This window comes from Prevotella sp. HMSC073D09, assembly GCF_001814145.1.
GTDB lineage: Bacteria > Bacteroidota > Bacteroidia > Bacteroidales > Bacteroidaceae > Prevotella > Prevotella conceptionensis.
In genome coordinates this window covers 6,563-18,542 of sequence record NZ_KV815071.1, presented here as the reverse complement: position 1 = coordinate 18,542, position 11,980 = coordinate 6,563, and the positions used below count along the sequence as shown (strand labels likewise).

General features: G+C 47.8%; 8 protein-coding genes. 3 read left to right on the top strand and 5 right to left on the bottom strand.

Annotation, left to right across the window (positions count from 1 at the left end):
- Positions 1-979 precede the first annotated feature (979 nt).
- The 3 genes from HMPREF2955_RS04910 to HMPREF2955_RS04900 all read left to right on the top strand — a co-directional run bounded on the left by HMPREF2955_RS04910 (position 980) and on the right by HMPREF2955_RS04900 (position 4,756).
- The gene (locus tag HMPREF2955_RS04910) at positions 980-3,250 is read left to right on the top strand and encodes a T9SS type A sorting domain-containing protein (RefSeq protein WP_070721520.1); all 2,271 of its coding nucleotides are present in this window, start codon (positions 980-982) and stop codon (positions 3,248-3,250) included.
- 11 nt (positions 3,251-3,261) lie between these two features.
- Positions 3,262-3,465 carry a hypothetical protein gene (locus tag HMPREF2955_RS04905; RefSeq protein WP_070721518.1) on the top strand — a complete coding sequence of 68 codons (204 nt, stop codon included), beginning with the start codon at positions 3,262-3,264 and terminating at the stop codon, positions 3,463-3,465.
- A 775-nt stretch (positions 3,466-4,240) separates the two neighbouring features.
- Positions 4,241-4,756: a hypothetical protein gene (locus tag HMPREF2955_RS04900; protein ID WP_070721516.1), complete on the top strand. Its 516-nt coding sequence runs from the start codon at positions 4,241-4,243 to the stop codon at positions 4,754-4,756.
- 218 nt (positions 4,757-4,974) lie between these two features.
- On the opposite strand, the gene HMPREF2955_RS04895 is transcribed toward HMPREF2955_RS04900, so the two are convergent.
- The 5 genes from HMPREF2955_RS04895 to HMPREF2955_RS16490 form a co-directional block, all read right to left on the bottom strand.
- Positions 4,975-5,550, bottom strand: coding sequence for a chromate transporter (locus tag HMPREF2955_RS04895; RefSeq protein ID WP_070721514.1), 576 nt, complete (start codon positions 5,548-5,550; stop codon positions 4,975-4,977).
- Positions 5,551-5,636: 86 nt separating this feature from the next.
- Positions 5,637-6,197 (bottom strand): chromate transporter, encoded by a 561-nt coding sequence (locus tag HMPREF2955_RS04890; RefSeq protein WP_070721511.1) that lies wholly within the window; start codon positions 6,195-6,197, stop codon positions 5,637-5,639.
- Positions 6,198-6,534: 337 nt separating this feature from the next.
- Positions 6,535-10,302 (bottom strand): phosphoribosylformylglycinamidine synthase, encoded by a 3,768-nt coding sequence (purL, locus tag HMPREF2955_RS04885; protein ID WP_070721523.1) that lies wholly within the window; start codon positions 10,300-10,302, stop codon positions 6,535-6,537.
- 346 nt (positions 10,303-10,648) lie between these two features.
- Positions 10,649-11,536 carry a DMT family transporter gene (locus HMPREF2955_RS04880; RefSeq protein ID WP_070721509.1) on the bottom strand — a complete coding sequence of 296 codons (888 nt, stop codon included), beginning with the start codon at positions 11,534-11,536 and terminating at the stop codon, positions 10,649-10,651.
- Positions 11,537-11,744: 208 nt separating this feature from the next.
- Positions 11,745-11,980 (bottom strand): hypothetical protein (locus HMPREF2955_RS16490; protein WP_210401274.1); only part of this gene is annotated, 236 nt, incomplete at its 5' end.

Genomic DNA, 11,980 nt, shown 5'->3' with positions numbered 1-11,980 from the left:
TAAAATAAAAGATAACGATTTAAGTTTTTGAGTTAATGAGTTAATGAGTTTTTGAACTGATGAGTTTGTGAGCTGATGAGTTTGTGAGTTAATGAGTTTTTGAACTGATGAGTTTTTGAGCTGATGAGTTTTTGAGCTGATGAGTTCGTGAATTGGGGGGTGATGTCTTCGGGAGTTATTGAGCTTTCGTTAGTTTATAAGTCCGTGAGTGGACTTGTCCTGCACCTCTCTCAATTTATAGAAATATTAAAAGCCGAGACTACTTCATAATATAGAAACCTCAGTAAAGCTTTCGTAGATTATAGAACAAATAGCACCCCAGAACTGTTAAGGGTTCTGAGACTTAGAAGTTCAGAGTTGACAATCTGTTAAGCATTCCTATTTGTTGTTTCATCTAAGTCTTGCCAACCTCTAATACATACTTTCCACCAACTAACCATAATTAGCCACTCTACAATTTCAATCAAACGCAAAATGAAACGACATGCTTATATTCCAAAGGTAGCATGACATATCTTAATATTTTACAACAAGAAACCCGTGTTTAGTAAACGAAAGCAAAATATCAAGCCCAACTCATATATAGTGTGAAAACTTTATACACATTCTTTTTCACATCCTTTTTTTTAATACATTTGCAAAACAAAGAGGGAATGATTAGCAAAAATCCCTTATTATAATGGTCTTTGAATAAATATATTGACAGGATATACACTTTTCGAAAAAGAGAGTTATTTGTAAGATATACGAAACATAAATAAAGTTAGGTCGGCCTTTACACAGTAAGTACCATCATCAAAGCTCCCTATTTCCATTAACTACACATTTTATTCAACTTGTGTTTTATGGAACAGAAAGTTAGTTCACTGCTTAAAATGTAAATACGCACCATCTGCCAACAGCGGAAGTGCGCGTAAGACCACCTCTCATTGTTAGTAATGGTATTTAGTTTATAAAGAGAATTAAAAGAGTTATTTTTATGATGAAGTTTTATTCTTTGGTATTATCAGCACTATGTGCTTGTGTCCCTACGGTATTAAAGGCTCAGGGACAAAATCCACACTCCCACGAGTGGAATGGAAATTCAGTAGTTTCGGTGGCGAATTCAACCAACGAAGACATCAAAACCGCTTATCTCTACAACGTTGGCACAGGCCAATATCTCAATGCAGGCAGCTATTGGGGTACCGTTGTTGTAGGTTACGGTGTAGGCATGCCCATCAACATCAGCAAGTCGCCAACCTCCGGCAAATACCGCATGCAAGGGCCACAAGCAACGACAGAGGGGCGCAACATTGCCTTTGGTCGCAGAAAAGACACGCCAGGTTACACCGACCCTATCAACTACAATCGTGTTTATGTAGACAGAGGCGTAGATTACGACCTTTCGAAAACACCGAACCCATACACCACCGAGGCACACCACATCAACGGCATCCTCGACTGGGAGTTTGTAGAGACACAATCAGGTAGTAAAACGTACAAGATACGTTTCTACAACGACGAGCACAACCAAGGCTATGGCGGAACGCGCTATCTTCAAATGAAAAGCGTTGGACACAGCAACACCTCTCCCCTAGCCTACCCTGCAACGGCAAGCAACAGCGACAAGTCGTGCTTATGGAAAATCGTAACCAAAGCCGACCTTAAAGCAGCATTTAAGGAACAATACGCAACCGACGAGGCACCAGCCAACGCAACATTCCTTATATACGACCAAAACTTTATCCGTGGCGACAAGGATGTGGAGAAATGGCACGCCAGCAATGGGCTTACATGGGCTTATGCCAATGCACAAGCCTACCTTTTCAATCCCGCCGACGCCAACTACACTTACTACGTTGGCAACGGTGCCATATCCAGCAACTATTACATGGCCAACTATGCAGGCTATTCCACAGCCAACGTTAGAAACTTAGGCAACAACGGAAAGGCCAACGGAAAGGTTACGCAACAAGTAGTAACACTGAAAAAGGGTTGGTATCGCGTTTCTTGCAATGGCTTTTACAACGCCATATCGGGCAGCCAACTAAAGTCCACGCTGTTCGCAAAGGTACAAGGCGCAACGGATGCTTTCTCTAACGTGTCCACCAGCCTAAATGTCTTTGCTCACGAATTCTGTTATACACTCGCCGACCTAATGCACGCCTACGACGCATCAGACCTTGCCCAAAAGCACATCAGTCCGTATTCAAGAGCTGCTATGGAGTTCGAAAAAGGGTCGTACAACAACACAGTACTGGTATTTGTACCCACTGATGGGGCCAAACTAGATATTGGTATTGAAATAACAGGCTCAACACGTCAACGCGACTGGACTTGTTGGGATAACTTCCGCCTTGAATATTGCGGCACGCAAGACCTTGTTCTCGACGAGGCGCAAACAAGCATCCTTTATCTTGCCAAGCAAGTTCAACCACACAAGGCGGCCACGCTGATATTAAAGCGCACAATGCAAAAAGACGAATGGAACAGCATAGTTCTCCCCATATCGCTTACCGCCGCCCAAGTGAAAGCCACATTCGGCGAAACGGCCAGGCTATCAGCATACCCGCATCAGTCGCCTACACTGAGCACCCGCATCGACTTCACAAAGGTATCGTTAGATAACGATAACGCCATCGCTATCGAAGCCAATAAGCTATATTTGCTGCGACCCACAAAAGAACCAACCGTACCTCCCACGGCCGCTCCATACCGCAAATTGGTAAAAGATGTGGGATGGGTTGAAGTACAAGCTCCATATTACATTATCAACAACGTTACACTCGACACCAATCCGCAAACCTTGCCCAATTACTCAAACGGCATTCTGCGCGATCCTTCCACCCCATCGACCACAACCGACGAACGGCTACAATTCTGCGCATCGCTCTACAACCAAACAGCGAAAGTCGTTCCTGCCCACTCGTATGTTCTTGGAAAGAGTGCTAAGTCTAACAACAAGTGGCTATGGCATTTCACACAAAACCCAATGTCGGTAAAGGGATTCCGCGGTTGGATTGCCACAGGTTCAAACACCCAATCTAAGGCACTCAACTTCTTTGTTGATGGCGAAGAGATTGGCAGCACGTTCGACAGCACAACAGACATAACCAACATCTTGGTGCAGCCAAACGGCGACTTGTTTGCCGTCCCAAGCAACATCTACTCCGTAGACGGAAAGCTGGTGCGGCCAAATGCCACCTCTATCGAAGGATTGCCAAAGGGCATCTATATTGTAAACCATAAGAAGATAATCGTAAAATAAACTTAGGGAGTATGAAAAAGCAAGTTTACACAAAGCCAAACTGCATCGCAGTATATTTTGATCTCGACGAACTACTACGTGCACCGGGTGCATCGCGTTTCGACAACGACGGCGATGGCGATAGCGACCCAGGCCCCATTGTGCCAGGCGACCCGGACGAAATTGGCGCCAAACCAGGCTTTGGTTGGGGGTGGGACGAAGAGGAATACATGTAACCCGCCCTTCCGAACTTTACCTGTGATAACAAATTAGACCGTTTTTCCTTACATAAGCAACGCATCCCCACACAAGGGTTATGCACCTCCCATCCGCAATGCTCAACATCGGGCGTTGCGGATGTTTTTCTTTTAAAAAGGCTGACAATATTCAATAGGCACTTCTAAACTTACAAACACCCATAATCCTCGTTTTTATACCTAAATAACAAGATTGCATACAATATCACTCTTGCAATCCATATTAGAATAAACGTTATTCAAATCGTTATTTGCAACAAGCCAGCCACTAAGTGGTAGCTTAGCACAAGAACCGTTGATTTGTTCTTTGTTTTATTCAAAATGGAACTTGTCTTGCTCTAACCCTCCTACATTTGCTAACTCGCTCGCTTGTTTAGCCGCTCACTTCTTCACTAAAATGCCTCTTAGTCTATTCGTTTATTAACCAATAAACTTGTCAATTTCTCTAATAATATCGCCCATAGGTGTTGTAAAGACAACAGAAAGTTTGTAACTTTGGCCCGACAAAACTAGTGTTTCGGTTTATTCCGGCAAGCGAAGGTGGGCAATTTGCTTATCTTGTTGAGTGAGAAACGCCCCTTGCTAACTCGCTAACTTGTGAACTAGTCAACTCGTTAACTGGTTAACCTGTCTACTTGTTAACTCGTCAACTGGTCAACTGGTTAACTGGTCAACCCGTCAACTTGTCAACTTGTCAACTAGCCAACGCCCCTTGTCAACTAAAAATACCATTTCTAACTAACAACATGTAATTATGAAGAGACAAATTGAATTATCAGTATTGTGGGTGGTTCTCGTTTTAGGATTTCTTGCCCATACTTTGGCCGATGTAATGCCTGCATTTTGGGGCGAGAGCATCGTGGCAATGCCTACTTCCACCCATTTGCGCGAACTTATTGCCCTTATGATGGGAATTTGTTACACGCTACCCGTACTCGCAATCTTTCTAGCTTTATGGGGAAAACACAAGGCTTGGCGTGTGATACACTCCATCTTGGCTTGCCTTTTCGCTTTGTTCTGCCTACTTCACATGCTCGAATGGCTCGACCAATTCAATCCTGTGCAACTTACCATCATGCCCTTAATGGCCATTGTTGGCATTATCTTGGCCGTAAAATCCATTAAGTATGTTCGCGAGAAACCTTGTGTTGAGAGCAAGGCAGACGACAATGAGGAGGAAGAAGACGAGAATGTGGACAATGAGGAAGAAACCGAGGAAGAAGAAAATAAGGAAGAAGTAAGCGAGGAGAAAGAAAAGGAGGCAGAATAAGTGGATGAGTAAACAAGTTGACGAGTTGACAGGTTGACAAGTTAACAAGTTTATGAGTAGACAAGCTTACGAGTTGATGAGTTGATGAGTTTACGAGATAACGGGTTGGTGAGACAACATATTTACGAGCTGACGAGTTGGAAGGCGCGCCCATCTTAGGTAACTGGTCAATTGGTCAACTTGTTAACCACTCCACTCCTCCAACCTTTTTCGCCCTCCTAATACAGCAACAGCATCCCTGCAACGGCAGCATAGCCAATCATGCGTATGGGATTAATCTTTAAGAACTTCGTTCCTGCGAATGTAGCGGCGAAAAGGAAGAGGCTAATGCCAAACTGCCAGGGGTTGATGGCGGGCGAACTGAAGTTCTCTTCTGTCATTAAGAGCAGAGCGGCAGCAGCAAGCATCCCAACAACGGCAGGGCGAAGGCCGGCGAACATGTTCTGAACAACGGGCGTGTTCATGTATTTCATAAACATCTTACTGATAAGTATCATTAAGATAAGCGACGGCAACACCAACGCAAAAGTGGCTGTGGCACTGCCCACCATAGCCATCCACGTGTTAAACCCTGCGTTGTGAGTGGCCGTATAACCGCAATAAGTGGCCGCATTGATACCGATGGGGCCTGGGGTCATCTGCGAAATGGCGACGACATTGGTAAATTCGGCCGACGAAAGCCATTGATGATGAATAACCGTCTCGGTTTGTATGAGCGACAACATGCCGTAACCGCCACCGAAACCAAATAGTCCGATGAGGAAAAACGTATAGAAAAGCTCGATGAAAATCATGTGATGGTTTTGTTTGTTGTTGGCTGAATACCTGTATGGGTAGGTGCTTGCGGCGCAAATGACGCTGTTTTTGCATCGCAACTGTTCTAATTCTCGTTGTGCGAACCCTCTGTGGGCTTGATAAACTGACCATAGAGGAAACCGCAAAGGGCTGCACCGATGATGATGTAGATGGGGTTGACGCCCATAGCCCATATAAGCAAGGCGCAAACAACGGGTATCCAAAGGGTGCTTAACGTGATGTGGGCACTCTTGGCCAAGTTGAATGTAGGAGCTGCAATGAGTGCCACCACAGCTGGACGTATGCCACGAAACGCCGCTGCCACCACGCTGTTGTCTTGAAACTGATGAAAAAACATCGCGATTAGCAGGATAATGAGAAATGAAGGCAGGGCTGTGCCGATGCAAGTGCATAGGGCACCGCGTAGTTTACGCATCTTGTAGCCGATGAAGATGCTGACGTTGACGGCGAAAACACCTGGACAACTCTGCGCTATGGCAATGAGATCGAGAAACTCTTCTTTCTCAATCCATTTGTTCTTGTCCACCACTTCGGCCTCGATAATAGGTATCATGGCGTAACCGCCACCCAAAGTGAACATCCCTATCTTAAAGAATGTGCGAAAACTGTTCCAATATATCGACATGTTGTTGATGAATTAAAGCCTCACCCCCAGCTCCTCTCCAAAAGGAGAGGGGGTGATATGCCTTGTTAAAGGTGAAAAGGTGAAAAGGTGAAAGGGTGAAAGGGTGAAAAAATGGCTAACGCCGCCTATACATGTGGTTTAACTCCTTATCTACTGAGCTATTGGCTTAACACCTTAACTCTTGATCTATAGAGCCTAACTCTTTATCTGCTGGGCTATTGGCTTAACCCCTTATCTCCTGAGCTATTGGCTTAACTCCTTAACTGTTGGCTTAACCCCTTAACTCCTGAGCTGTTGGCTTAACTCCTTAACTCCTTAGCTATTAGCTTAACTCCTCTTATACTTTCAACTTACTTTCCACCCATTCCCTTGCGTTCACGAAGGCCTCAATCCAGGGCGTAACCTCGTCTGATTGACGTTTGCGCGGATAGTAGGCGTTCTGCCAAGGGAAGATGGAGCGTTCCAAATGGGGCATCATGGCCAAGTGCCTGCCGTCTGCCGAGCAGATGCCTGCCACATTATAGTCCGACCCGTTGGGGTTGCCTGGATACTCGGCATAGTTGTATTTGGCAACGATGTTGTATTTGTCTTCTGATTCGGGCATATAGAACCTACCCTCACCGTGAGCAACCCATATACCTAGTTTACTACCACTGAGCGAGTGCAGCATAACGCTGTTGTTCTGCGGAATGGTTAGTCCCACGAACGAACTTTCGAACTTACGCGACGTGTTGTGGGTAAGGTGCGAGCGGTGGCCGTGTTCGGGATTGATGAGGTTTAGCTCAACCATAAGCTGACAGCCGTTGCAGATACCCAGCGAAAGCGTGTCGGGACGTGCGTAGAACTTGTCGAGTGCCTCTTTAGCCTTGGGGTTATAGAGGAATGCGCCTGCCCAACCCTTGGCCGAACCAAGCACATCAGAGTTTGAGAACCCGCCGCAGAACACAATCATGTTCACCTCTTCCAGCGTTTCGCGCCCCGAAATAAGGTCGGTCATGGCCACATCCTTCACGTCAAACCCCGCCAGATAGAGGGCATAAGCCATTTCGCGCTCACCGTTAGTACCCTTTTCGCGGATGATGGCAGCCTTAACACCCGACGGCTCGCGGCGGTCGGCACTGATGCCATAGCCACTTAGCTTGCCTGTAAAGTCGTCGTTGAATTTCAGTTCAATGGGTTGTTTCTTATAATTAAGCCACCTTTTCTTGGCCATGCCGTTGTGGCTCTGCATCGTGTCTAGGCGATAAGAGGTGCGATACCATGTTTCGCGCAACGAGTCGATGTCGAAAACAAACTCGTTTCCTCCCTTCTTCACCACCAACGTGCGACTGTTTGGCACCGAATAGCCAATCTTGGTGTAGCCAATACCCTCGTCTTCGAGATATGTGCGCAGGTCGTTTCGATGGTCGTCGCTTACCTGTATCACCACGCCGGGGTTCTCTGCAAAGAGGTTTTTCACCACATCGTCGCCCGCCAGGTCGTGTAAGTTAAGGTGCATGCCGCCCTTTCGGTTGGCAAAAGCCATTTCTAGCAACGTGGTTATCAGTCCACCAGCCGAAATGTCGTGGCCAGCCAATATCCATCCGCGCCTAACCAGTTCTTGAATGGCATTGAAACAGTCGGCGAAATATTCGGGATTGGCAACCGTTGGCACGTCGTCGCCAACGAAACCAAGGCTTTGTGCAAAAGCACTTCCGCCCAAACGCTGTTCATCAAACGAGAAGTCGATGTAGTAGAGCGATGAGTTCTTGTCGTTAACAAGTACCGGCGAAACCACCTTACGCACATCCGACACCTCGGCACCGCTGCTAACGATAACCGTTCCGGGCGCGATAACCTTTTGGCCATTGGGATATTGTTGGGTCATTGAAAGCGAATCCTTGCCTGTTGGTACGTTAATGCCCAGCGTACAGCAGAAGTCGCTCAGTGCCTCAACAGCTTTATAAAGGCGCGCATCTTCTCCTGCCTGCGACCTACAAGGCCACATCCAGTTGGCCGAAAGGCTTACGCCGCCCAATCCGTGCGCTAATGGAGCCCATACAAGGTTGGTTAACGACTCGCTAACGGCCAAAACCGAGCCTTTCTCGGCCGATGCTAAGGCCGCTTGCGGTGCATGTCCGATGGCGGTAGCTATGCCAGAGCGTCCGCGATAGTCGAGTGCCACCACGCCACAGTCGCTCAATGGCAGTTGAATTTCGCCTTGTGTCTGTTGGCGAGCCACCTTACCCGTTACCGAACGGTCTGCTTTGTTGGTGAGCCAATCTTTACAGGCCACGGCTTCGAGTTGCAAAACGCGCTCAATGTGCGCCGTAAGTGCCTCTTCGCCCAACTTGTTTTTATCGGTCTCGCAGCCTATTGGTTCATATTCAACGTTTTGATAGTGGCGTTCAACGGTGTTGTCTACCATCACCGTCTTGGGCGAATGGCCAAACATCTGCGCCACGTCAAGGTCGAAAGGCTTAGTGCCGTCGGCTTGTTTGAAGGCGAAGTGGGCATCGCCCGTAGTCTCGCCCACCACATAAAGCGGTGCCCGTTCGCGTTGGGCAATCTCCCTTACGCGTTCGATATGTTGTTCGTCGATAAGCAGGCCCATACGTTCTTGACTCTCATTGGCGATAATCTCTTTCGCCGAGAGTGTCTTGTCGCCAATGGGCAGTTGGTCCATGTTAATTTCTCCGCCACATTCTTCCACAAGTTCGCTAAGGCAATTCAAGTGTCCTGCCGAACCGTGGTCGTGTATTGATACAACAGGGTTATCTTCGCTTTCTACCAATGCGCGCACAAGATTATAGGCGCGCTTTTGCATTTCGGGGTTAGCGCGTTGTATGGCGTTAAGCTCGATGCCGTTAGAATATCGGCCCGTGTCTACCGACGAAACCGAACCGCCGCCCAATCCGATGCGGTAGTTGTCGCCGCCAACCACCACCACCTTGTTGCCTTTTTGTGGTTCGCCTTTCAGACAATCGCGCTTTGTGCCGTAACCCACACCGCCTGCCAACATGATGACCTTATCGTAAGCGTAGAAAGGTTCGTTGGCAGAGTTGTCTGTTTCGGCCTTCTCCTGATGCTCGAAGGTAAGAACAGAACCCGTGATAAGGGGTTGACCAAACTTATTGCCAAAGTCGGACGCACCGTTAGATGCTTTGATGAGTATCTGTTCGGGCGATTGGTAGAGCCATTGGCGTACTGGAAGTAGCTTTTCCCAATCGCGGCCGCCATCAAAACGGGGGTAAGCCGTCATGTAAACGGCTGTTCCAGCGATGGGCCACGAGCCTACGCCGCCGCCCATACGGTCGCGAATTTCGCCTCCTGTGCCTGTTGCAGCCCCATTAAAGGGTTCTACGGTGGTGGGGAAATTGTGTGTTTCGGCTTTCAACGAGATAACGCTCTCGATGTCTTTCACCTCAAAAAAGTCGGCTTTCGATTGGTCTTTGGGTGCGAATTGCTCCACCACCGGACCTTGTGCAAAGGCGACATTGTCTTTATAAGCCGAGAGAATGTTGCCTGGGTTTTCGGCCGTGGTGCGCTTAATCATGGCAAAGAGCGACGATTCTTTCTCTTCGCCGTCGATAACAAACGTTCCGCCGAATATCTTGTGGCGGCAATGCTCTGAGTTGATTTGGGCAAACCCGAATATTTCAGAGTCGGTTAGCGGTCGGCCCAATTGCTTTTCGATGTCGTGCAGGTAAGCCATCTCGTCCTTAGAGAGTGCCAACCCCTCCTTTTCGTTGTATTCTTCCAGATTGTCCACGTGCCTTACGGGTTCTGGTTGCCTGTCAACGCAAAACACTTCTTGGCCAATGCCCTCGTACATGCGTTGCAGCATGGGGTCGTGGTCGGCGTTTCGGCTGGCCACGGGGAAGAATTCCTCAATACGCGAAATGCCGTTAAGATTCATGTTTTGGGTAATCTCAACGGCATTTGTGCTCCAAGGTGTCACCATTTCGCGGCGCGGCCCCACGTAAAAACCTTCCAGTTCTTGGGTGTCCATCAGCGTTGCGTCGCCATAAAGCCAGGCTAGCTTAGCCATTTCGTCGTCGTTCAGTTGGTGGTTCACCTCTGTGGCAATCACCGTTTCTTTCTGCGTCTTGAAAAAGAGAATCATCGTTGTTTCCTTTATTTTTGGGATGGTTATGTGAATACACTTACTTTTCTGCCTGTTAGCCTGCGTTTTTATTCGCTTTTGTTGGTGTGCAGCGTGGGGCTGATGCAAAAAGCCGTTCGCCATGCCTTTGGCTTGCTGTTGTTTACCTAAGCCTTGTGCTTGCCCTGCGCATTCCTCTTGCAAAGTTAGCGTTTTTGCCTTATATATAAGGTGTGGGCGGCGTTGTTTTTTCAGTTATTTAGTATTAATGCCCACTTTTGTATGTTTATGGCCTAGCGTTTCACTGTTTTGTGGCTTGCTGGCGTGCATGCTGCGACAAGGGGGCGTAAAGCCGTTTCGCGCCGAATTACCCCGTTTTGCGTTTGCTTAGCACAAGAATAAACACCGAAGTGATGATGAGTATAAAGCCAATGACGATGGGCAGGGTGAGTGGTTCGCCGAAAAGGAGTATGCCCACGCACATGGCCGTCATGGGTTCGAAGGCGCCAAGCACGGCTGCCATAGTGCTGCTTATCTGTTTTAAGGCCATGATAAGCGTAACGTTGCTCACGGCTGTGGGCACAAGGCCCAACAAAAAGAGGTTGACGAGCTGGCTGCGCGTGTCTATCGGGTCGATGCGACCGCGTGTAAAGGTGGCGTAGAAGGTGAGAATGAGCATCGCAAAGAAGAAAATGTAGAACGTTAGTTTCAACGAGGGCATTTGCCTGATGCGCATTCGGGGAAAGATAACCATGTAAACGGCATAGAGAAAGCCTGAAAGCAGAAGTAGGAAAAGGCCTGTTAGCCCCTCCATGCTGCCGTTACCGTCGAGTATTCCTGAAAGAAAAAACACGCCTGCAACGGCTATGCCGATGGCAACGGCTGTGGTAAACGACAGCCGTTCGTGCAGGAACAGCACCGAAAGGAGCAATGTCCACACGGGGTAAGAGAAGAGCAAGGTGGTGGCGATGCCGCTAGCCATGTAGTTGTAACCTTCGATAAGCGCGATAGACGACACGGCATACATCGAAGAGAGCAACAAAATGCGCAGAAAATCGCCAAAGGCAAGCCTCATGCGCGTGCGGTGAAACATCAGCATGCCCAGCATGGCCAGGCAACCGAAGGCGTAACGGTATATCAAAACCGAAGTGGAGTGCATGCCCGTGGCAAGCACGGGGATGGCGAAAAGGGGGATTAGCCCGAATGTGATGCCTGAAATGCTGGCATTGAGAAAACCTTTAACTGTGGTTGACATCGGAAGAGAAGTTGTGGGGGTAATTGTGTTGCGGCGTGCCTTTGGCACCTTGTTTCAAGTGCGCAGGCCCTGTGCCTAAGTCCAAACGCTTATTTTTTTTTAGCCCCTAAGTGTAAATGTATATCCTGATGAATGTTGGCCGAATGTTAAGGCAGGTTCTAAAAATTACCTTTGCTGTATTTTTAGCTTTTAGCTGAGCAGGTTTTGCTTACTGACTTGAAGGAGAAAAGTGAACTATGCTTTCTGAAAGAGAAAGCAAAAGATGCCAGATAAAATCGAAACGACTGCGTAGAGCAATACAAGGAACAACAATTGAACCTTTGCGGGGAGCATTTAGAACATGCCTGAATGTAAAACCTGCCCCAAGGCCGTTGTGTGGGCGTTGGGGCAGGTGTGGGTTTGTTGCATAGAAGAACGTTTTCGTTAAGCCAAATGAACAATGTC

Coding starts and splice junctions, on each gene's coding strand:
- HMPREF2955_RS04880 (WP_070721509.1), bottom strand. CDS start 11,536: ATGTCAACCACAGTTAAAGGTTTTCTCAATGCCAGCATTTCAGGCATC.
- HMPREF2955_RS04910 (WP_070721520.1), top strand. CDS start 980: ATGATGAAGTTTTATTCTTTGGTATTATCAGCACTATGTGCTTGTGTC.
- HMPREF2955_RS04890 (WP_070721511.1), bottom strand. CDS start 6,197: ATGTCGATATATTGGAACAGTTTTCGCACATTCTTTAAGATAGGGATG.
- HMPREF2955_RS04895 (WP_070721514.1), bottom strand. CDS start 5,550: ATGATTTTCATCGAGCTTTTCTATACGTTTTTCCTCATCGGACTATTT.
- purL (WP_070721523.1), bottom strand. CDS start 10,302: ATGATTCTCTTTTTCAAGACGCAGAAAGAAACGGTGATTGCCACAGAG.
- HMPREF2955_RS04905 (WP_070721518.1), top strand. CDS start 3,262: ATGAAAAAGCAAGTTTACACAAAGCCAAACTGCATCGCAGTATATTTT.
- HMPREF2955_RS04900 (WP_070721516.1), top strand. CDS start 4,241: ATGAAGAGACAAATTGAATTATCAGTATTGTGGGTGGTTCTCGTTTTA.